Genomic DNA, 23,118 nt, shown 5'->3' on the forward strand with positions numbered 1-23,118 from the left:
TATTTCCTTTTATATATTGACATTTAAAAGAAATATCTTAAAATGAGGGAGGAATTATCTTGGTCCCTGTGATTGGGATAAAAATTTTATAAAGAAAGTTAAGCGCTTTCTTTTATGCAACAAAATCAATCTTTTAGGAGGAGAAAATGAAGAATCCATTTTTTGAAAGACGTTGTCGTTATAGTATTCGTAAGTTATCAGTAGGAGCCTGCTCGCTGATGATTGGTGCTGTTTTATTTGCTGGTCCAGCCTTGGCTGAAGAAACTGCAGTTCCTGAAAATAGCGGAGCCAATACAGAGCTTGTTTCAGGAGAGAGTGAGCATCCAACTAATGAAGCTGACAAGCAGCATGAAGGAGAACATGCTAGAGAAAATAAGCCAGAAAAGGCAGAAGGAGTAGCGACAGCATCTGAAACTGCTTCGCCAGTAAGCAATGAAGCTGCAACTACTGAAACTGCAGAGGCAGTAAGCGTAGCTAAATCAGAGGAAAAACCAAGTGAGGTGGCTGCAGAAACACCATCTGCCACATCAAAACCAAAGTCTGACAAGGAAACAGAAGCAAAACCTGAAGCAACTAGCCAAGGGAATGGGTCTAAGCCAGCAGCAGAAGCTAATAAGACTGAAAAAGTAGTCCAGCCAGATGTCCCTAAAAATACAGAAAAAACATTAAAACCAAAGGAAATCAAATTTAATTCTTGGGAAGATTTGTTGAAATGGGAACCAGGAGCTCGTGAAGATGATGCTATTAACCGCGGGTCTGTCGCCCTCGCTTCACGTCGGACAGGTCATTTAGTCAATGAAAAAGCTAGCAAGGAAGCAAAAGTTCAAGCCCTATCAAACACCAATTCTAAAGCAAAAGACCATGCTTCTGTTGGTGGAGAAGAGTTCAAGGCTTATGCTTTTGACTATTGGCAATATCTAGATTCAATGGTCTTCTGGGAAGGTCTCGTACCAACTCCTGACATTATTGATGCAGGTCACCGTAACGGGGTTCCTGTATATGGTACACTTTTCTTCAACTGGTCTAATAGTATTGCAGATCAAGAAAGATTTGCTGAAGCTTTGAAGCAAGACCCAGATGGTAGCTTCCCAATTGCCCGTAAATTGGTGGATATGGCCAAGTATTATGGCTATGATGGCTATTTCATCAACCAAGAAACGACTGGGAATTTGGTTGAACCTCTTGGAGAAAAGATGCGCCAGTTTATGCTCTATACCAAGGAATATGCTGCTAAGGTAAACCATCCAATCAAGTATTCTTGGTACGATGCTATGACCTATAATTATGGACGTTACCACCAAGATGGTTTGGGAGAATACAACTACCAATTTATGCAACCTGAAGGTGATAAGGTTCCAGCAGACAACTTCTTTGCTAACTTTAACTGGGATAAGGCTAAAAATGATTACACTATTGCAACTGCCAACTGGATTGGCCGTAATCCTTATGATGTATTTGCAGGTTTGGAATTGCAACAGGGTGGTTCCTACAAGACCAAGGTCAAATGGAATGACATTTTAGATGAAAATGGGAAATTGCGCCTTTCTCTTGGTTTGTTCGCCCCAGATACCATTACAAGTTTAGGAAAAACTGGTGAAGATTACCATAAGAATGAAGATATCTTCTTTACAGGTTACCGAGGTGATCCTACTGGCCAAAAACCAGGTGACAAAGATTGGTATGGTATTGCTAACCTAGTTGCGGACCGCACGCCAGCAGTGGGTAATACTTTTACTACTTCTTTTAATACAGGTCATGGTAGAAAATGGTTCGTAGATGGTAAGGTTTCTAAGGATTCTGAGTGGAATTACCGTTCAGTATCAGGTGTTCTTCCAACATGGCGCTGGTGGCAAAAATCAACTGGCGATAAGTTGAAAGCAAGTTATGATTTTGAAGATGCTTATAATGGTGGAACTTCTCTCAAATTTGCAGGGGATCTTTCAGGTGCGACCAAGCAAGATGTGAATTTGTACTCTACTCGCTTGAAGGTGACAGATACCACCAAATTGCATGTTGCCCACAAAGGAGGCAAAGGAACCAAGGTTTATGTAGAATTTGCAACCAAGAAAGATTATACCTATGGTGATGAAGCTGCCCGTAAAGAATTGACAGTTTCAGATAACTGGACAACCGATGATTTTGATTTGAGTGCCTTGGCAGGTAAAACAATTTACGGTATTAAACTCTATTTTGAAAATGATAAAGACTTAAAAGGTTATCAATTTAATTTGGGCCAATTGACCATCAGCAATAATCAAGATGCTCCTCAGGCTCCGACTACAGTAGCTGTAGCCAAACAAGTCCTAAAAAATGCCCAAGAAGCGGAAGCAGTTGTGCAATTTAAAGGCAACAAGGATGCAGATTTCTATGAAGTTTACGAAAAAGATGGAGACAGCTGGAAATTACTAACTGGCTCATCTTCTACAACTATTTATCTACCAAAAGTTAGCCGCTCAGCAAGTGCTCAAGGTACAACTCAAGAACTGAAAGTTGTAGCAGTTGGTAAAAATGGGGTTCGTTCAGAAGCTGCAACCACAACATTTGATTGGGGTATGACTGTCAAAGATACCAGCCTACCAAAACCACTAGCTGAAAATATCGTTCCAGGTGCGACAGTTATTGATAGTACTTTCCCTAAGACTGAAGGTGGAGAAGGTATTGAAGGTATGTTGAATGGTACCATTACCAGTCTGTCTGACAAGTGGTCTTCTGGACAATTAAGTGGTAGTGTGGATATTCGTTTGACCCAACCACGTACAGTTGTTAGATGGGTGATGGACCATGCTGGAGCTGGTGGAGAATCTGTAAACGATGGTTTGATGAACACCAAAGACTTTGACCTCTATTATAAAGATGCGGATGGTCAATGGAAGTTGGCTAAGGAAGTTCGTGGCAATAAAGCCCATGTTACAGATATTACCCTTGATAAACCAATCACAGCTCAAGATTGGCGCTTGAATGTTGTCACTTCTGACAATGGAACTCCATGGAAGGCTATTCGTATCTATAACTGGAAAATGTATGAAAAGCTTGATACTGAGAGTGTCAATATTCCGATGGCCAAGGCTGCAGCCCGTTCTCTAGGCAATAACAAGGTACAAGTTGGCTTTGCGGATGTACCAGCTGGAGCAACCATTACCGTTTATGATAATCCAAATTCTCAAACTCCGCTTGCAACCTTGAAGAGCGAAGTTGGAGGAGACCTAGCAAGTGCACCATTGGATTTGACAAATCAATCTGGTCTTCTTTACTATCGTACCCAGTTGCCAGGCAAGGAAATTAGTAATGTCCTAGCAGTTTCTGTTCCAAAAGATGACAGAAGAATCAAGTCAGTCAGCCTAGAAACAGGACCTAAGAAAACAAGCTATGCCGAAGGGGAGGATTTGGACCTTAGAGGCGGTGTTCTTCGAGTTCAGTATGAAGGAGGAGCTGAGGACGAACTCATTCGCCTAACTCACGCGGGTGTATCAGTATCAGGCTTTGATACGCATCATAAGGGAGAACAAAATCTTACTCTCCAATACTTGGGCCAACCGGTAAATGCGAATCTGGCAGTGACTGTCACTAGCCAAGATGAAGCAAGTCCGAAAACTATTTTGGGAATTGAAGTAAGTCAGGAACCGAAAAAAGATTACCTAGTTGGTGATAGCTTAGACTTGTCTGAAGGACGCTTTGCAGTGGCTTATAGCAATGACACCATGGAAGAACATTCCTTTACTGATGAGGGAGTTGAAATTTCTGGTTACGATGCTCAAAAGACTGGTCGTCAAACCTTGAAGCTTCGTTACCAAGGTCATGAAGTTAACTTTGATGTTTTGGTATCTCCAAAAGCAGCACTAAACGATGAGTACCTCAAACAAGAAATTACTGCTGTCCAAGGTCGTCAGTCAACGGTTGCTTACACCTTCTCTAGTGAGGACAAACAAGCGACGCTACTAGAGAAACTTAATGGAGCGAAAGCTGTTGCAGAAAATCACAGTGCCAGTCAAGAAGACGTTAATCAGGCTTTGAATGAATTGAAACAAGCAGGCGCAGACTTGGATGGCAATCAGCGTTATGAGGCTGCTAGGAAAGAATTAGAAAGTTTACTCGAATCCATCCGCGAAAAATATCCTAAATCAGAACTAATTGCGCAAGCAGAGGCTTTGTTGGTATCACAAGCACCAACTCCACAAGCTTTTGCGGACATGAAAGAACAGCTGAATAAGAAATTAGCTCCTGCAGCAGAAAGCCATCACGTTGGTAGCCAGGATCCAAATGAAGTAGCCCCAACAGTTGAAGCCCTCTCTGGACTAGTTGTGGAAACTGAAACAATAGCCTTCGAACGTCAAGAGCGCCCAAATGCAAGCCTTTTTAAAGGTCAACGTCAACTTGTCCAAGCAGGAGTTGAGGGACAAATTCGTCGCTTGATTGAAGTAGATAGTCAAGGCAATCGTACGCTTCGCGCTACAGAAGTTTTGAAAGAAGCAAGTCCTGAAATCGTGGAAGTAGGTACTGGTCTAGTCCCTGCCAATCCAGCGCCACAAACCACAGTCCTTCCAAAACCTACTAATCAACCAGTGTCTGACCAACAAAAGGCTCCTAAGTTGGAAGTCCAAGAGGAAAAGATTGCCTTTGACCGTCAAGAACATGAAAATGCTGAGATGCTAGTTGGGGAACAACGAGTCATCATACAGGGACGAGATGGTCTGTTAAGACATGTCTTTGAAGTTGATGAAAACGGTCAGCGTCGCCTTCGTTCAACAGAAGTCATCCAAGAGGCGATTTCAGAAATTGTTGAAATTGGTACAAAAGTAAAAACAGAACCAGCAGCAGTGGTTACACAGGAAAAACCAGTCCAAAATACAGCAATTAAATCAGAAGAAGCAAGCACCCAATTGCCAAATACAGGTACTGCTGATACCAATGAAGCCCTAATAGCAGGATTGGCCAGTCTTGGTCTTGCTAGTTTAGCATTGACATTGAAACAGAAAAAAGAAGATGAAGATTAAATATCGAAAAATCTTGTGAAATCTTTCCTTATATTTCCAAAGTGTGATATAATAGTTTCGAATAAAATAAATAAAGGGGTTTTTGTAACATGGCAAAACTTACTGTTAAAGACGTTGACTTGAAAGGTAAAAAAGTCCTCGTTCGTGTTGACTTCAACGTACCATTGAAAGATGGCGTAATCACTAACGACAACCGTATCACAGCAGCTCTTCCAACTATTAAGTACATCATCGAACAAGGTGGACGTGCAATTCTTTTCTCTCACCTTGGACGTGTGAAAGAAGAAGCTGATAAAGCTGGAAAATCACTTGCTCCTGTAGCTGCTGACTTGGCTGCTAAATTGGGTCAAGATGTTGTTTTCCCAGGTGTCACTCGTGGTGCTGAATTGGAAGCAGCTATCAACGCTCTTGAAGATGGACAAGTTCTTTTGGTTGAAAACACTCGTTACGAAGATGTTGACGGCAAAAAAGAATCTAAAAACGATCCTGAACTTGGTAAATACTGGGCATCACTTGGAGATGGTATCTTCGTAAACGATGCATTCGGTACAGCTCACCGTGCACACGCATCTAACGTTGGTATCTCAGCAAACGTTGAAAAAGCAGTTGCTGGTTTCCTTCTTGAAAACGAAATTGCATACATCCAAGAAGCAGTTGAAACTCCAGAACGTCCATTCGTGGCTATCCTTGGTGGTTCAAAAGTTTCAGACAAGATTGGTGTTATCGAAAACTTGCTTGAAAAAGCTGATAAAGTCCTTATCGGTGGTGGTATGACTTACACATTCTACAAAGCACAAGGTATCGAAATCGGTAATTCACTTGTAGAAGAAGACAAATTAGATGTTGCGAAAGCTCTTCTTGAAAAAGCAAACGGTAAATTGATCTTGCCAGTTGACTCAAAAGAAGCTAACGCATTTGCTGGCTACACTGAAGTGCGTGACACTGAAGGTGAAGCAGTTTCTGAAGGCTTCCTTGGTCTTGACATCGGTCCAAAATCTATCGCTAAATTTGACGAAGCTTTGACTGGTGCGAAAACAGTTGTATGGAACGGACCTATGGGTGTATTTGAAAACCCAGACTTCCAAGCTGGTACAATCGGTGTGATGGACGCTATCGTGAAACAACCAGGAGTTAAATCAATCATTGGTGGTGGTGACTCAGCTGCCGCAGCGATTAACCTTGGCCGTGCAGACAAGTTCTCATGGATTAGTACGGGCGGAGGTGCTTCAATGGAACTTCTCGAAGGTAAAGTATTGCCAGGTTTGGCTGCACTTACAGAAAAATAATTTCAGCCCGTTAGTCTCTACAAAATCCTGATTTTGTAGAAAAAGGAACAAAACTGAAACGTTAACAAAAAGGTGGCTATGTCACCTTTTTGTGTTAGTGTAGGTATTTGTGACGCGGTGGTGGAGCATCAATGGAACTTCTTGAAGGTAAAGTTCTTCCAGGACTTGCAGCCTTGACAGAAAAATAAGATTTTATAAATAAATCAAAGAAGAGAGGGATGAAAGTTCCTCTTTTCTTTTGCTTAAAATAAAAACGCTTCCTCTCAACTATTCCTCATAAAATCACCCAAATTATGATAAAATGGAAATAGAAAGTTGAGATTATGAGTTATTTTAAAAAATATAAATTCGATAAATCCCAGTTCAAACTTGGTATGCGAACCTTTAAAACAGGTATTGCTGTTTTTCTAGTTCTCTTGATTTTTGGCTTTTTTGGCTGGAAAGGTCTTCAAATTGGTGCTTTGACAGCTGTTTTTAGCCTGAGGGAGAGTTTTGATAAGAGTGTTCATTTTGGGACTTCGCGTATTCTAGGAAATAGTATCGGTGGCCTCTATGCCTTGGTTTTCTTCCTAATAAATAGTTTTTTCCACGAAGCCTTTTGGGTAACCTTAGTTGTTGTTCCAATCTGTACCATGTTAACCATTATGACAAATGTAGCCATGAATAACAAAGCAGGTGTTATTGGTGGTGTAGCGGCTATGTTAATCATTACCCTATCGATTCCGAGTGGTGAAACGATTTTGTACGTGTTTGCGCGTGTATCAGAAACGTTCATGGGAGTTTTTGTCGCAATTCTCGTAAATTACGATATTGATCGTATTCGGCTCTTTTTAGAGAAAAAAGAAAAATAATGTTACATTTTATAACATTATTAATTGACGTTTGTCTTTTTTTAGACTATAATAGACAGAAAGAAGGAAATTGTAAATGAAGGAAAAAGAATTTCGCCGAAATATGGCTGTTTTTCCTATCGGCAGTGTTATGAAGTTGACCGATCTATCGGCGCGTCAGATTCGTTATTATGAAGATCAAGAGTTGATTAAGCCTGATCGAAATGAAGGGAACCGTCGCATGTATTCTTTGAATGACATGGATCGTCTGCTTGAAATCAAAGATTACATCTCTGAAGGTTATAATATCGCTGCCATTAAGAAAAAGTATGCTGAACGTGAAGCGAAATCCAAGAAAGCGGTGAGTCAGACTGAGGTGCGTCGTGCACTTCACAATGAACTCCTCCAACAGGGTCGCTTTGCTTCAGTACGGTCACCTTTTGGTCGCGGTTAGGCAACCGCAAGTAGTCATACATTAAGGAGAAAACTCATGCCAATCACAGCTGCAGATATTCGTCGTGAAGTCAAGGAAAAAAATGTTACCTTTATCCGTCTCATGTTCTCAGATATTTTGGGAACCATGAAAAACGTCGAAATTCCTGCTACAGATGAACAATTAGATAAGGTCTTGTCAAATAAGGCTATGTTTGATGGATCTTCTATTGAAGGTTTTGTACGTATCAATGAGTCAGATATGTACTTGTACCCAGACTTGGATACATGGACAGTCTTCCCGTGGGGAGATGAAAATGGAAGTGTTGCAGGTTTGATCTGTGATGTCTATACAACAGAAGGTGAACCATTTGCAGGTGACCCTCGTGGTAATTTGAAACGTGCTCTTCGTCACATGGAAGAAGTGGGATTCAAATCCTTCAACCTTGGGCCAGAGCCAGAATTCTTCCTATTTAAGTTGGATGAAAATGGTGACCCAACACTTGAAGTAAATGACAAGGGTGGCTACTTTGATTTGGCGCCTACTGACCTTGCGGACAATACACGTCGTGAGATTGTCAATGTCTTGACCAAAATGGGATTTGAAGTAGAAGCCAGTCACCACGAGGTTGCTGTTGGACAGCATGAGATTGACTTTAAGTATGATGAAGTCCTCCGTGCTTGTGATAAGATTCAAATCTTTAAACTTGTTGTTAAAACTATTGCTCGCAAACACGGACTTTACGCAACCTTTATGGCGAAACCAAAATTTGGTATTGCCGGATCAGGTATGCACTGTAATATGTCCTTGTTTGATGCAGAAGGAAATAATGCCTTCTTTGATCCAAATGATCCAAAAGGAATGCAGTTGTCTGAAACGGCCTACCATTTCCTTGGTGGTTTGATTAAACATGCCTACAACTATACTGCTATCATGAACCCAACGGTTAACTCATACAAACGTTTGGTTCCAGGTTATGAAGCGCCTGTTTACATTGCTTGGGCTGGTCGTAACCGTTCTCCACTTGTGCGCGTGCCTGCTTCACGCGGTATGGGAACTCGTCTTGAGTTGCGTTCGGTGGATCCAATGGCCAACCCATACATCGCTATGGCGGTTCTTTTGGAAGTTGGTTTGCATGGTATTGAAAATAAAATCGAAGCACCAGCTCCTATCGAAGAAAATATCTACATCATGACAGCAGAAGAGCGTAAGGAAGCTGGTATTACAGACCTTCCATCAACTCTTCACAACGCTTTGAAGGCTTTAACAGAGGATGAGGTTGTCAGAGCAGCTCTCGGAGAACACATCTATACTAGCTTCCTTGAAGCTAAACGAATCGAATGGGCAAGTTATGCAACCTTCGTTTCACAATGGGAAATTGATAATTATTTAGATCTTTATTAATAGAGAAGAAAGATTGCCTGAGGGTAAGCAGTCATACAGCAGTCTAAGCAATCGAATACTTATAACCCCTAAAATAGCGATTTCGGTCGCTATTTATTTTTCGAAAAATCCTCTTGATTCTTTTGCAAATTAGATATATCATCAGACGTGTAGAATAAAATCAAGGAGTCACTATAGAAAAATTCAATTTTGAAAACAATATCGGGCAAGAAAACAAATTGCCTCAAATCGAAATCTACAAGTTTACTAACTTTTGCAAGCTTCAAAATTACACATCTGTAAATATTTTTTCGAAAGATATATTTGAAGCCATAGTAAATTGAGACTAGAATAGTACACTACATCTGCTAAAAATTTCTAGAAACTAATTTAACTTTCCTAATCGATTTGTTTACATCTTATTTCAATCTACTATATTATCTCAATAAATGATGATGGCGACTGTTTTGTTTGTGCTTGTCGATTTTTGAATCCTGATCGAGCGGAAGAATATTTCTGCCGAGGTTGCCAAGGGGAAAATCCTGAAGATATTGAATTTTATGATGAACAATTACAGGCAGAAAAGGTGGAGGTTTTGAATATTCGATTGGAAGTAAAAAATTGAATTATCTACAATCTCATCAACAATAAACCTATTTCAACCCCATTATCTATAGGCGTATTTTTACGCCTTTTTATATACTTGAAGCACATAAGAAACACTATGAGAAGTTCGCTGATGGAAGCACTCAAGAAATTGATATTCCTTATGATATTCCTGATACTTGGGAGTGGGTGAGGGTTGGTAATATTTGTACTACAAATATTGGGCTGACTTTTAAACCGAGTGAAGTTCAAGAAACAGGAATACCTATCTATAAGGCTAATAATATTAAAAACGGGAAAATTAGCACACTAGATTTAGCCTTTGTATCTGAAAAAACGATAATAAAGGAAAATGAGTGGCTAAACAAAAATGATATTTTAATGGCTGTTAGAAGTGGTAGTAAGCAGCTTGTCGGAAAGACAGCTATTGTCGGAAATTTAAAGACGAAAACGAGTTTTGGTGCATTTATGTCAGTAATTCGTCCTATATCCGTTTCCTCCACTTTTATGAACTATTTTTTTCAATCAAGTCATTTCAGAAGTCAGCTTGACGATGCAAACACAACTACAATTTTTCAAGTTACTCAAAAAATGTTAAAGGGAACTCTCCTCCCCCTTCCACCCCTCGCCGAACAAAAACGGATTGTTGCTCAAATTGAACGAGCCTTGAAAAAGGTTGAAATTTACGCTGAAAGTTATAATAGACTAGAACAGCTAGATAAAGAATTTCCAGATAAACTAAAAAAATCTATTCTTCAATATGCTATGCAAGGAAAATTAGTTGAACAAGACCCAAATGATGAATCAGTCGAAGTTTTACTTGAAAAAATACGAGCAGAAAAGGAAAAACTCTTCGAAGAAGGTAAGATTAAAAAGAAAGATTTAGAGATTTCAATTGTTTCCCAAGGAGATGATAACTCTTATTATGAGGAAGTACCTTGTGAAATACCAGAAAGTTGGGAATGGGTGAAGTTAAACGATATAAGCTCCTACATTCAAAGAGGGAAGTCTCCAAAATATTCAAATATTCCTATATACCCTGTGATTGCTCAGAAATGTAATCAATGGTCTGGCTTTTCTATTGACTTAGCAAGATTTATTGATCCCGAAACAGTTCATAGTTACCAGAAAGAAAGATTACTAAGAGATGGTGATTTAATGTGGAATTCAACAGGCCTAGGTACGTTAGGACGATTAGCTATTTACCATGAAAATAAAAATCCTTATGGCTGGGCTGTTGCAGATAGCCATGTTACAGTTATAAGAGTCTTATCGGGGTTTATTAATTGCCATTTCATCTATAATTTTCTTTCCTCTCCTATTGTTCAGTCAGTTATTGAAGAAAAAGCGTCGGGTAGTACAAAACAAAAAGAATTATTAACGAAAACTATAAAAGAATATTTAATCCCCCTCCCACCCCTTCCTGAACAATCCAGAATCGTTGATAAAATCGAAGAATCTTTCGCCATTATTGACGCACTAATTTAGTATAATAGTTTTACGTGCGGTGGAATTTCTATCAAACATAAGATAGGAGTTTTACGTTGAAAGATTTTGAATTACATTTGAAGAAAGCTGGTTTAGCTGAAAATACTGTGCGTTCGTACCTTTATGGTGTTCGATTTTTCTTGGAGAATTACGAACTCAAAATGGAAGATTTATTTGAATACAAAGGATATTTATTAGACAATTTTAAACCTAAAACTGTCAATTTGCGACTACAAGGAGTAAATAAATATCTGGCTTTTATTGGTCATGATGATTTGAAATTAAAATTTGTCAAAGTACAGCAAAAACCGTTTTTAGAAGATGTCATTAGCCATGCTGATTACCTTTTTCTTAAACGTAGTTTGAAAAAAGATGGTATTTTAAAATGGCATTTTGTCGTTTGGTTTTTAGGTGCAACTGGGGCTCGTGTAAGTGAACTTATTAAGCTAAAAGTAGAGCATGTAGAAATCGGTTATTTTGACATTTACTCAAAAGGTGGTAAAATTCGTAGACTGTACATTCCTAAAAAATTAAGAAATAGTTGTCTTAGTTGGTTAGAATCAGAAAATCGCCGAAGTGGTTATTTATTTTTGAATAAATTTAATGAACCAATTACAGCAAGAGGAGTTGCTCAACAGTTAAAAAATTATGCTGATAAATACAAAATGAATCCTAAAGTAATTTACCCTCATTCTTTTAGACATTTATTTGCTAAGAATTTTTTATCGAAGTATAATGATATTGCCTTGCTTGCAGATTTGATGGGACACGAAAGTATAGAAACTACTCGAATTTATCTAAGGAAAACAGCTACTGAACAACAAAATATTGTAGATAAAATTGTTAATTGGTAAAAAAATAACAGGTGGTCAAATTGACCATCTGCTATTTTTTTGTGATTATGGCTCTTATTATCTGAATAACATTAAAATTGAAATAGATTTTCCAAGAAGATCAACTTGGTTGCTAGCTCCTTTAGAAAAAATTGTAACAACTATTTCAGCTAAGCCTTATCAAATAAAACAGTCTGAAATTGTAAAAGAGGGCAAGATTCCAGTAGTTAGTCAATCTAAAATATTAGTTGAAGGATTTTCTAATAATTTTTCTAAGATTCTAGACTATAAAACAGACGTTGTAATATTTGGTGACCATACAAGAAATCTTAAGATTATAGACTTCCCTTTTGTTGTTGGTGCAGACGGAGTAAAAATTCTGTCTCCAATTTGCTTATCTGCAAAATTTTTAAAATACCACTTAGACTATACGCTATTATTTGTTAGGAACAGGGGCTATGCTCGACATTATTCGTATCTAAAATCTAAAATAATAGGTATTCCTTCAGTTTTAGAACAAAAGAGAATTGTCGCTAAAATTGACTTACTTTTTCAAAAAGTTTCTCAGCTTTAGTAATTATTAATTTTTGTGTACGTATACCTGGAAAATTAATTATAGTTTGAGAAAATCTAGTTTTGTTTAATATAGGAATAGTGGTAGATGATGTATTGTTCTTGAATTGTTTTTGCATAAAATCAGACTGTATAGCTAAAAGTAAAAATTTTGAGTTGACAAAATTAAATACTTCTATGCCATGCATTTGTTGATTGAACGCTCCATCAACACGAACAATCCCAGCAATTCCAATATTTCCAATACCATTTATTAAAATAGAACCTGCTTTTATTTTTCTGGATTTTGTATTTCCTAGAACCGATAAATATTCAGTTGCATTGTATAGTTCTCCTTGTAATAAATCAGCAGGTTTATAGAATGGTATTTCGCCACCGTAGTTTTCAGGGCTATTTTTAGATGGCGTGTTACCAGTACTAATTATTCCTATATAATTTAATGTTGTCTGTACCCAATTCATAGGTATCTTCCCATAATAAGAGTTATCATCTCCTTGGGAAACAATTGAAATCTCTAAATCTTTCTTTTTAATCTTACCTTCTTCGAAGAGTTTTTCCTTTTCTGCTCGTATTTTTTCAAGTAAAACTTCGACTGATTCATCATTTGGGTCTTGTTCAACTAATTTTCCTTGCATAGCATATTGAAGAATAGATTTTTTTAGTTTATCTGGAAATTCTTTATCTAGCTGTTCTAATCTATTATAACTTTCAGCATATTCATCCACTTTTTCTATAGCTGATTCGATTGCTTCTATTATGCGTTGTTGTTCAGCTAGCGGAGGGAGAGGTATTAAATATTCTTTTATAGTCTTCGTTAATAATTCTTTTTGTTTTGTACTACCCGACGCTTTTTCTTCAATAACTGACTGAACAATAGGAGAGGAAAGAAAATTATAGATGAAATGGCAATTAATAAACCCCGATAAGACTCTTATAACTGTAACATGGCTATCTGCAACAGCCCAGCCATAAGGATTTTTATTTTCATGGTAAATAGCTAATCGTCCTAACGTACCTAGGCCTGTTGAATTCCACATTAAATCACCATCTCTTAGTAATCTTTCTTTCTGGTAACTATGAACTGTTTCGGGATCAATAAATCTTGCCAAGTCAATAGAAAAGCCAGACCATTGATTACATTTCTGAGCAATCACAGGGTATATAGGAATATTTGAATATTTTGGAGACTTTCCTCTTTGAATGTAGGAGGTTATATCGTTTAATCTCACCCACTCCCAATTCTCAGGAATATCATAAGGAACATCAATTTCTTGAGTGCTTCCATCAGCGAAGTTCTCATAATGTTTCCCATCATCACCACGAAATATCTCGGTTTCCTTTTTATCTCGTTTGATTTTTCCTTCACTGATAAGTTTTTCTTTTTCAGCTTTAATTCTCTTTAATAATTCACTTGCAGGTTCGTCATTGGGATTTTGCGGCACTAATTTCCCTTCCATCGCTCTTTGGAGAATACTTGCTTTAAGTTGTTCTGGTGTCATTATTTGTCCTCCAACAACTGCAAAATATCAGCTAATACATTATCAATCTTATGATTTAAAGTTGCTCTTTCCGCTTGATAATTCTGAATCAACTCAAAGGGATTTAAGATTTCCTCTTCCTCTTTTGGAAAACCACACTGGTCTAAATTATAATTCAACTCAGCCAATTCACTAGGTGTAAATGATTTAGATTTGTAGAACTTACCTTCCAGAATCTCTTCACGATTTTCCCACCAGTCACGAACAGGATTGAAGTGTTCTGACTTCATCGGCTTAGTTTTCGAGAAATTTTTATAACCATCTGGCATATCTAAACGATAGAACCAAGTTTCTTCTGTTTTCTTTGTTTTATCAAAGAAAAGAATGTTCGTATGGATTCCTGTATACGGTGCAAAGACACTATGAGGCAACCTAATAATCGTATGCAAGTTGAACTCATCTACCAGTTTTTGTTTCAAGCGAGTTTTTACACCTTCACCAAATAGAAAACCATCAGGTAAAATAACTCCAACACGACCATTTTCTTTCAAACGATACATAATGACAGCCATAAATAAATCAGCTGTTTCAGAACTCCGTAATTCTGCTGGAAAGTTATTTTTTATTGTTTCTAATTCTGACCCTCCAAAAGGTGGATTCATCATAATAATGTCAAATTTTTCATCATCTGTATATTCACGAACATTTTTCTCCAAAGTATTTCCATGAACAATTTTAGGATCATCAATTTCGTGAAGAAACAGATTTGTAACTGCTAAAAGATGAGGAAATGCTTTCTTTTCAATACCAAAAACAGCTGTATTATATTTTTTGGTATCTTCACTAGTTTTACGTTGACTACTTAAACGGTTCAGAGTCGAAGTCAAGAATCCTCCTGTTCCGCAAGCAAGGTCTGCCATTGATTCTCCAAGTTTTGGGTCAAGAACTTCGGCAATAAAATCAGTCGCTGCACGTGGCGTATAAAATTCTCCTGAGTTCCCAGCATTTTGAATATCTTTAAGAATTTTTTCGTAAATATCATTAAACGAATGACGATCTTCAGGGCTATTGAAATCAACTTCATCAATAACATTGATGACTTGGCGTAACAAGACGCCATTTTTCATATAGTTGTTCGCATCTTCAAAAGCTGATTTAACAATCGTTTTTCGAATAGGCATATTTGAAGTTATTTCAAGCTCTTTCAACTCTTTGAATAACTTGTTATTGACAAAATCAAGTAATTCATCGCCTGTCAATACCCGCTCCCCATTTTGAGCATGAGCCCAATTTCTCCATTTTAATTCCTCTGGGATAATTGACTCATACTCGTCTTCTTCTAATTCCCAAACCATTTCACGGCTATCATAAATTTTTAAGAATAATAACCAAGACATTTGCTCAATACGTTGAGCATCACCATTAACACCAGCATCGTTTCGAGTGATATCTTGAATTCTTTTTACAAATGATGTAATTGACATACTTTCCTTTCATTAAGCTACTGTAAATAGCTCTTTCTCCAATTCTTTAATTGCTTGTAAATATCGTTTTTTATCTCCAAAATAAGTATTGATGATTTTGAAGGTTCCACCATATATCTGAAATTCTGGAAGTTTTAATGTTTCAATGCTTTCGAGTTCTCCAATACCTTTATCCATGTATTTGTCCAGTAAAATTTCCAAAACAGCACGCGCTTCCTCACTATATTTATATAAATATCCGCTTTGTTTGAGTTTATTGATACGTTCCGTTTTGGTTAATTCTTTTTGACCATAGGCAAGTTTTAGGAGTAAATCAAAATCATCGATTTCTTGTTCTGATATTCCCTCTGACTCTCGAATAGCATCTAGATAAACTCCTTTTTTATAAAGTTCGTCTAAGATAAGCTTCTTTTTATCCGCCGTATGCCAAACTGTGATAAAATCGTTCAAAGTGGCGTAGCTACCTAAGATATTCTTCCGAGTGTAGTCGGTCAGGCTTTCGGTAATCAGTTTCCCGTTTTCATCCAATACTTGAACAGTAGAATTAAGAATGGTAACCTGCTTGTCTGTAACGATATATTTTTCTACTGGGTCACCTTCCTCACCTACGAAACCGGGCGTAGAACCACTGACTGTTTTCGCACCTGTTTCCAGCACCTTCACTGGCTCACCATCAAAATCAGGGTCAGCAAACAAATTGGTAACATTTCGAAAATCAATAATCGTAAAAAAATCTTTCCCTTTTTGAGGATAAAGACGTGTGCCACGACCAATAATTTGTTTAAATTCAGTCATGGATTGGATATTAGAGTCTAAAACAATCAAACGACATGTTTTAGCATTAACTCCTGTCGTTAATAATTTAGACGTTGTTACAATAGCGGGAAAATTAGAATTGACATCCATAAAGTTATCCAGTTGAGCTTTTCCTTCAGCGTTGTCACCAGTTACTTGCATGACATAACGATAGTCTTCTTGGACTAAGTCTAGATTCTCTTTTACAAGTGCAGCACGCATTCGCTCGGCATGGTCAATATCAACACAAAAAACAATTGTTTTATCAAATCGTGCATTGTTTTGCTTCATATAATCGGAAACAAACTTGGCAACTCTTTGCGTTCTATTATCAATGACAATGGTTTTGTCAAAATCTTTCCTGCCGTAGTACCTATCTTCTATTAATTGTCCGTTAGCATCAACTTTTCCAGTTTCTGGACGATAACCATCCACATCCACATCTAAATTAACCCTCATAACACGATATGGAGCCAAAAAACCATCCTCGATTCCCTGTTTTAAACTATAAGTATAGATTGGCTCACCAAAGTATTCCGTATTGGAAGCATTCTTGGTTTCTTTAGGAGTAGCGGTCATCCCAATCTGTGTCGCAGAACTGAAATAATCAATTACCTTACGCCAGTTACTGTTTTCCTTAGCTGAACCACGGTGCGCTTCATCAATTACGATTAAATCAAAGAAGTCTTTGTCAAATTTTTGATAATGTGTTTCAGTTCCATCTTCACCAGTTAGTTGCTGATAAAGCCCTAGATAAATTTCAAAAGAATTTAATTTTTCAGGAGCAGTCAAAAGTTTTGGTGTAATTTTCGTCATTACCTTTTCGAATGGCCTAAAGTCTTCAGCCATCGTTTGGTCTACTAAGATGTTTCTATCTGCTAAGAATAAAACTCGTTTAGCCAAACCAGCTTTTCGAAGGCGATGAATAATTTGAAAAGCCATGAACGTTTTCCCCGTTCCTGTTGCCATCACAAACATTACTCGTTTTTGTCCTCTGGCAACTGTTTCAATAGTACGGTTGATAGCTATTTGCTGATAATAGCGTGGCGTTTTCATTGAGAAGGCGTCTGTATAGTATGGAGTTGAGATAGCTTCTGTAATTTCGTACGTCAATCCTTTTTCCTTCGTCATACGAGAAAATAATTCTTCACGAGTAGGGAATTCGTCTAACTCCAGCTCACGTTCTTCTCTCGTGATACGGTCGTGTTCAATAAAGCCATCACCATTCGAAGAATAAACAAATGGAACATCTAAAATCTCTCCATATTCAATAGCTTGTTGTAATCCTGCTCGAACGCTGTGTTTATTATCCTTTGCCTCAACAATTGCAATTAGAGTTCCAAATTGGTAATACAGTGAATAGTCTGATTTTTTTCCTTCTTTACGACGAGCCTTATCTCCTCTAACTTCAATTCGACCATCAGTGAAGTATTCTTCGTAAGCGATATGTTCACCATTTTTCCATCCTTTGGATACAATAGCAGGAGTGATGAAATTTGCTTTAATATCCTCCTCACTCATTTCTTTCTTAGACTTTATAAACTCAACCATATTGAACCCTCCGCATTCTAAAAATCTACTTCTCCATGAAATAAACTATCAGAACAAATTATACTTCTATTATATCATACTTATAAAAATACTCTGCTAAATTGTTGAAAATAAGTATGCAATATATTTTCGCATCGCGTCAGATTATCTCGGCATAACACCGCTATTTTTCGCTGTTTTCGGCAGGCGACTTATTATCATTCTATAAGCACTTTCAGTCGGGCTGGTGAGCTATTTTTCAAAAATAAATAATCACATTTAAACATTTTGAAAGTATAAAATATCTACATCAGCCGTTCAAAAACTGTCGTAAATTTTGCTATAATATTTTAGTTTAAATAAAGATTTTTTATGCCAAACGGATTTTAACAATGCGGATGCTTCCTATTTTGCTTCTCTTTTTAGTTCTACTACCGGTTTTCACAAAGTTTGTCACTGGAGGTAGTTCTTTCAGTTGGGAAATGTTTTTGATTGTTATAATAGATGGTGTTTTATTGATAGTCCATGCGATTCAGATTTCTTATATTTTTTGGATATTGTTTCAAAAGTGGAAAGAATTATCTAATAAATAACGCCAGGCATGTTTTCTAATTTTGGGGTAAGACAATGAATAGCAGAGTAGAATTTCGGATTTTCACTATTGTTGATTTGGACAAGGAAGAAGAATATTTACATGAGATGCATTTGAAAGGTTGGAGGTATAGAACGAGTCGTTTTGGTTTGTTCTATTTTGACCAATGTCAACCAGACGATGTCATCTACCGTATCTATGATTCTAGATTTCTTAAAAAATATAAGCATGAACTGCAAGATTTTAGAAATAGAGGTTGGGAATTGATGGAAACAGGTTTTTGTTCAATTCTTCGTAAACCGGCTTTTGATATGCTTTCAGAGGATCAAGTCTATATGGCTAAGGGGCTCAGATGGGAAGTTATGCGATCTAGACTTCGTTCCTGTACAGCTACTTTCTTAGGTGGTTTTGTTGTTTGTATGAGTTTATTTAAAGAAGAACTTTCTATGTCTTTCTTTATTATTTTTCTTTTATATGCTTTAATGATTTCTTATTTAATCCATGGTTTTTTCAGACTTAAAAGGAAATACCAAGTAGATGGAAGGTGAGTTTCTCGGTCTTCAGACCGATTTTTAGCACTCTTGATAAAAGAGTGCTAATTTTTTGAGTTTTTATCTTGACATTCTCTTTTAAGGGTGTATAATAGAATCATGATTTAGCACTTGAATGTGTCGAGTGCTAATTGATCAGACAGAGAGGAGTGATGAGGTGGTTACAGAGCGTCAGCAGGATATTTTAAATCTGATTATTGACATCTTTACCAAAACGCACGAACCTGTCGGATCCAAAGCCTTGCAAGAGTCCATTAACTCTAGCAGTGCAACCATTCGTAATGATATGGCGGCTTTAGAAAAGCAAGGTTTGCTTGAGAAGGCTCATACTTCAAGTGGTAGGATGCCAAGTGTTGCTGGTTTTCAGTACTATGTAAAACACTCACTGGATTTTGACCGATTGGCTGAAAATGAGGTATATGAGATTGTCAAAGCCTTTGATCAGGAATTCTTCAAATTGGAGGATATTCTGCAAGAAGCTGCTAATCTATTGACAGGCTTGAGTGGCTGTACGGTAGTAGCACTGGATGTTGAGCCCAGCAGGCAACGGTTGACAGCCTTTGATATCGTTGTTTTGGGGCAACATACAGCCTTGGCAGTATTCACCCTAGACGAGTCTCGAACGGTTACCAGTCAGTTTCTGATTCCAAGGAACTTCTTGCAGGAGGATTTGCTGAAACTGAAGAGCATCATTCAGGAACGTTTCCTCGGGCACACCGTTCTAGATATTCACTACAAGATTCGGACGGAGATTCCGCAGATTATCCAGCGTTACTTTACAACAACGGACAATGTCATTGATCTCTTTGAACATATCTTTAAGGAAATGTTCAACGAAAATATTGTGGTGGCGGGCAAGGTCAATCTCTTGAATTTTGCCCATCTGGCGACCTATCAGTTCTTTGACCAACCGCAAAAGGTGGCCTTGGAGATTCGTGAGGGGTTGCGTGAAGATCAGATGCAAAATGTCCGTGTTGCGGACAGTCAAGAGTCCTGTCTAGCAGACCTAGCGGTGATTAGTAGCAAGTTCCTCATTCCTTATCGAGGAGTTGGAATTCTAGCCATTATCGGTCCAGTCAATCTGGATTACCAACAGCTAATCAACCAAGTCAATGTGGTCAATCGTGTTTTGACCATGAAGTTGACAGATTTTTACCGCTACCTCAGCAGTAATCATTACGAAGTACATTAAGATTGAAATCATTAAAGGAGGCGAAAATGGCCCAAGATATAAAAAATGAAGAAGTAGAAGAAGTTCAAGAAGAGGAAATTGTGGAAACAGCTGAAGAAACAACTCCTGAGAAGTCTGAATTGGACTTGGCAAATGAACGTGCAGATGAGTTCGAAAATAAATACCTTCGCGCTCATGCGGAAATGCAAAATATCCAACGTCGTGCCAATGAAGAGCGTCAAAACTTGCAACGTTATCGTAGCCAAGACTTGGCAAAAGCGATTCTCCCTTCTTTGGACAACCTTGAGCGTGCACTCGCAGTTGAAGGTTTGACAGACGACGTCAAAAAAGGATTGGAGATGGTGCAAGAAAGCTTGATTCACGCTTTGAAAGAAGAAGGAATCGAAGAAATCGCAGCTGACGGTGAATTTGACCATAACTATCACATGGCCATCCAAACTCTCCCAGCAGACGATGAACACCCAGCAGATACCATCGCCCAAGTTTTCCAAAAAGGCTACAAACTCCATGACCGCATCCTACGCCCAGCAATGGTAGTGGTGTACAATTAAGATACAAAGCCCGTAAAAAGCTCACAGTAAAAATAGGAGATTGACGAAGTGTTCGATGAACACAAGGAAATTTATCTTTTTTACCCAGAGCTTAGGGCGTGTTCGATTAGGCAATTCTGACGGTAGCTAAAGCAAGTCGTTGTCGAAATAAAATCGATTTCGACTCCTCGTGTCGTAATTTACATAATAGAAAACTTGTCCGAAACGACACTAAACTATGAAGAAAGATAAAATATGTTTGGCTTTGCAATAGTGAGCGAAGCGAACCAAAGGCGATACTCTTCGCCGTGGCGCTATTTGCGCAAACTTTGAGACCTTAGGCTCAAAGTTTAGTCAAAGAGATTGACGAAGTCAAGCTCTGACGGCGCCGCCACTTAAGAAGAGTATCAAAAAGAAAAATAGAAAATTAACTAACAAGGAGAAAAACACATGTCTAAAATTATCGGTATTGACTTAGGTACAACAAACTCAGCAGTTGCAGTTCTTGAAGGAACTGAAAGCAAAATCATCGCAAACCCAGAAGGAAACCGCACAACTCCATCTGTAGTATCATTCAAAAACGGCGAAATCATCGTTGGTGATGCTGCAAAACGTCAAGCAGTTACAAACCCAGATACAGTCATCTCTATCAAATCTAAAATGGGAACTTCTGAAAAAGTTTCTGCTAACGGAAAAGAATACACTCCACAAGAAATCTCAGCTATGATTCTTCAATACTTGAAAGGTTATGCTGAAGACTACCTTGGCGAAAAGGTAACTAAAGCAGTTATCACAGTTCCAGCTTACTTTAACGACGCTCAACGTCAAGCAACAAAAGACGCTGGTAAAATCGCTGGTCTTGAAGTAGAACGTATTGTCAACGAACCAACTGCAGCCGCTCTTGCTTACGGTTTGGACAAGACTGACAAAGAAGAAAAAATCTTGGTATTTGACCTTGGTGGTGGTACATTCGACGTATCTATCCTTGAATTGGGTGACGGTGTCTTCGATGTATTGTCAACTGCAGGGGACAACAAACTTGGTGGTGACGACTTTGACCAAAAAATCATCGACCACTTGGTTGCTGAATTCAAGAAAGAAAACGGTATTGACTTGTCTACTGACAAGATGGCAATGCAACGTTTGAAAGATGCAGCTGAAAAAGCGAAGAAAGACCTTTCTGGTGTAACTTCAACTCAAATCAGCTTGCCATTTATCACTGCTGGTGAGGCTGGACCTCTTCACTTGGAAATGACCTTGACTCGTGCGAAATTTGATGATTTGACTCGTGACCTTGTAGAACGTACAAAAGTTCCAGTTCGTCAAGCCCTTTCAGATGCAGGTTTGAGCTTGTCAGAAATCGACGAAGTTATCCTTGTTGGTGGTTCAACTCGTATCCCAGCCGTTGTAGAAGCTGTTAAGGCTGAAACTGGTAAAGAACCAAACAAATCAGTGAACCCTGACGAAGTAGTTGCTATGGGTGCGGCTATCCAAGGTGGTGTGATTACTGGTGATGTCAAAGACGTAGTCCTTCTTGACGTAACACCATTGTCACTTGGTATCGAAACAATGGGTGGTGTCTTCACAAAACTCATCGACCGCAACACAACTATTCCAACATCTAAATCACAAGTCTTCTCAACTGCGGCAGACAACCAACCAGCCGTTGATATCCACGTTCTTCAAGGTGAACGCCCAATGGCAGCAGATAACAAGACTCTTGGACGCTTCCAATTGACAGATATTCCAGCTGCACCTCGTGGAATTCCTCAAATCGAAGTAACATTTGACATCGACAAGAACGGTATCGTGTCTGTTAAGGCCAAAGATCTTGGAACTCAAAAAGAACAAACTATTGTGATCCAATCTAACTCAGGTTTGACTGATGAAGAAATTGACCGCATGATGAAAGATGCAGAAGCTAATGCTGAAGCAGATAAGAAACGTAAAGAAGAAGTTGACCTTCGTAACGAAGTTGACCAAGCGATCTTTGCGACTGAAAAGACAATCAAGGAAACTGAAGGCAAAGGCTTCGACGCAGAACGTGACGCTGCCCAAGCTGCCCTTGATGATCTTAAGAAAGCGCAAGAAGACAACAACTTGGACGACATGAAAGCAAAACTTGAAGCGTTGAACGAAAAAGCTCAAGGTCTTGCTGTTAAACTCTACGAACAAGCCGCAGCAGCCCAACAAGCTCAAGCAGGAGCAGAAGGTGCACAAGCAACAGGAAACGCAGGCGATGACGTCGTGGACGGAGAGTTTACTGAAAAATAAGATGTTGAGGCGTTAAGAAAACGAAAGAAAAATAGGAAGCCATCGCCTTGTGCGATGCACAAAAGATGGCTTATCTTTTTTCCGAAGTTTTTAGCCGAAACTCAGTTAAGCCTAACTCGTTAAGAATGACTAATCACTAAAGTGATTGTCATTCTACGGCAATCGCTATGGCGACTTGCCTAAACGCCTTACTAGTTCAAAAACAAAGTATAATCGACTTTATTTTTGAACGTCGTAATGATAGGAAGAAATCCAGAGGTTGCAACCCA

At 38.3% G+C, this 23,118-nt stretch carries 16 protein-coding genes and 2 pseudogenes; 14 read left to right on the forward strand and 4 right to left on the reverse strand.

Features of this window, described 5'->3' with window-relative positions:
* Window positions 1–146 precede the first annotated feature (146 nt).
* The 6 genes and pseudogenes from QM865_RS02445 to glnA all read left to right on the forward strand — a co-directional run.
* Window positions 147–4,500 (forward strand): annotated as a pseudogene (locus QM865_RS02445) (endo-beta-N-acetylglucosaminidase); the annotation flags it as partial.
* A 5-nt stretch (window positions 4,501–4,505) separates the two neighbouring features.
* Window positions 4,506–4,991 (forward strand): annotated as a pseudogene (locus tag QM865_RS02450) (G5 domain-containing protein); the annotation flags it as partial.
* A gap of 89 nt (window positions 4,992–5,080) precedes the next feature.
* Window positions 5,081–6,277, forward strand: a complete 1,197-nt coding sequence (locus tag QM865_RS02455; protein ID WP_001096743.1) for a phosphoglycerate kinase — start codon at window positions 5,081–5,083, stop codon at window positions 6,275–6,277.
* A 323-nt stretch (window positions 6,278–6,600) separates the two neighbouring features.
* Window positions 6,601–7,128, forward strand: a complete 528-nt coding sequence (locus QM865_RS02460) for an FUSC family protein (RefSeq protein ID WP_000119914.1) — start codon at window positions 6,601–6,603, stop codon at window positions 7,126–7,128.
* A 76-nt stretch (window positions 7,129–7,204) separates the two neighbouring features.
* Window positions 7,205–7,561: a transcriptional repressor GlnR gene (gene glnR, locus QM865_RS02465; protein WP_000659548.1), complete on the forward strand. Its 357-nt coding sequence runs from the start codon at window positions 7,205–7,207 to the stop codon at window positions 7,559–7,561.
* Between the two features lie 36 nt (window positions 7,562–7,597).
* On the forward strand, window positions 7,598–8,944 hold the full coding sequence (glnA, locus tag QM865_RS02470; RefSeq protein ID WP_001122886.1) for a type I glutamate--ammonia ligase: 1,347 nt from the start codon (window positions 7,598–7,600) through the stop codon (window positions 8,942–8,944).
* Window positions 8,945–9,033: 89 nt separating this feature from the next.
* Here glnA and QM865_RS02475 read toward each other — a convergent pair whose 3' ends face one another.
* Window positions 9,034–9,153, reverse strand: coding sequence for a glutamine synthetase (locus tag QM865_RS02475; RefSeq protein ID WP_414305962.1), 120 nt, complete (start codon window positions 9,151–9,153; stop codon window positions 9,034–9,036).
* Between QM865_RS02475 and QM865_RS02480 the strand changes: the two genes are divergently transcribed.
* The 4 genes from QM865_RS02480 to QM865_RS02495 all read left to right on the forward strand — a co-directional run bounded on the left by QM865_RS02480 (window position 9,118) and on the right by QM865_RS02495 (window position 12,424).
* The gene (locus QM865_RS02480; protein ID WP_414305963.1) at window positions 9,118–9,267 is read left to right on the forward strand and encodes a cell envelope; all 150 of its coding nucleotides are present in this window, start codon (window positions 9,118–9,120) and stop codon (window positions 9,265–9,267) included. The two genes, QM865_RS02475 and QM865_RS02480, sit on opposite strands and share 36 nt — an antisense overlap.
* A gap of 451 nt (window positions 9,268–9,718) precedes the next feature.
* Window positions 9,719–11,017: a restriction endonuclease subunit S gene (locus QM865_RS02485; RefSeq protein WP_414305939.1), complete on the forward strand. Its 1,299-nt coding sequence runs from the start codon at window positions 9,719–9,721 to the stop codon at window positions 11,015–11,017.
* A gap of 56 nt (window positions 11,018–11,073) precedes the next feature.
* Entirely contained in the window at window positions 11,074–11,871 is a 798-nt protein-coding gene (gene psrA, locus QM865_RS02490) for a tyrosine-type DNA invertase PsrA (protein WP_000651180.1), read from the forward strand.
* Window positions 11,858–12,424 carry a restriction endonuclease subunit S gene (locus QM865_RS02495; protein ID WP_414305940.1) on the forward strand — a complete coding sequence of 189 codons (567 nt, stop codon included), beginning with the start codon at window positions 11,858–11,860 and terminating at the stop codon, window positions 12,422–12,424. The genes psrA and QM865_RS02495 overlap by 14 nt, the downstream gene beginning before the upstream one ends.
* Here QM865_RS02495 and QM865_RS02500 read toward each other — a convergent pair.
* The 3 genes from QM865_RS02500 to hsdR are packed head-to-tail and all read right to left on the reverse strand — an operon-like array spanning window position 12,384 to window position 17,731.
* Window positions 12,384–13,922, reverse strand: coding sequence for a restriction endonuclease subunit S (locus QM865_RS02500; protein WP_414305941.1), 1,539 nt, complete (start codon window positions 13,920–13,922; stop codon window positions 12,384–12,386). The two genes, QM865_RS02495 and QM865_RS02500, sit on opposite strands and share 41 nt — an antisense overlap.
* Window positions 13,922–15,385: an HsdM family class I SAM-dependent methyltransferase gene (locus tag QM865_RS02505; RefSeq protein WP_000029046.1), complete on the reverse strand. Its 1,464-nt coding sequence runs from the start codon at window positions 15,383–15,385 to the stop codon at window positions 13,922–13,924. The genes QM865_RS02500 and QM865_RS02505 overlap by 1 nt, the downstream gene beginning before the upstream one ends.
* 12 nt (window positions 15,386–15,397) lie before the next feature.
* Window positions 15,398–17,731 carry an EcoAI/FtnUII family type I restriction enzme subunit R gene (gene hsdR, locus QM865_RS02510; RefSeq protein ID WP_414305942.1) on the reverse strand — a complete coding sequence of 778 codons (2,334 nt, stop codon included), beginning with the start codon at window positions 17,729–17,731 and terminating at the stop codon, window positions 15,398–15,400.
* Window positions 17,732–18,337: 606 nt separating this feature from the next.
* Between hsdR and QM865_RS02515 the strand changes: the two genes are divergently transcribed.
* The 4 genes from QM865_RS02515 to dnaK all read left to right on the forward strand — a co-directional run bounded on the left by QM865_RS02515 (window position 18,338) and on the right by dnaK (window position 22,849).
* The gene (locus QM865_RS02515; RefSeq protein ID WP_414305943.1) at window positions 18,338–18,850 is read left to right on the forward strand and encodes a DUF2812 domain-containing protein; all 513 of its coding nucleotides are present in this window, start codon (window positions 18,338–18,340) and stop codon (window positions 18,848–18,850) included.
* 160 nt (window positions 18,851–19,010) lie between these two features.
* Window positions 19,011–20,045, forward strand: a complete 1,035-nt coding sequence (gene hrcA / locus QM865_RS02520) for a heat-inducible transcriptional repressor HrcA (RefSeq protein WP_414305964.1) — start codon at window positions 19,011–19,013, stop codon at window positions 20,043–20,045.
* Between the two features lie 26 nt (window positions 20,046–20,071).
* Entirely contained in the window at window positions 20,072–20,596 is a 525-nt protein-coding gene (gene grpE / locus QM865_RS02525; RefSeq protein WP_414305944.1) for a nucleotide exchange factor GrpE, read from the forward strand.
* Window positions 20,597–21,025: 429 nt separating this feature from the next.
* Entirely contained in the window at window positions 21,026–22,849 is a 1,824-nt protein-coding gene (gene dnaK, locus QM865_RS02530) for a molecular chaperone DnaK (protein ID WP_000034661.1), read from the forward strand.
* Window positions 22,850–23,118: the final 269 nt, after the last annotated feature.

It is taken from the genome of Streptococcus mitis (genome assembly GCF_047462815.1).
In the GTDB taxonomy this organism is placed as follows: Bacteria; Bacillota; Bacilli; order Lactobacillales; family Streptococcaceae; genus Streptococcus; species Streptococcus mitis_DO.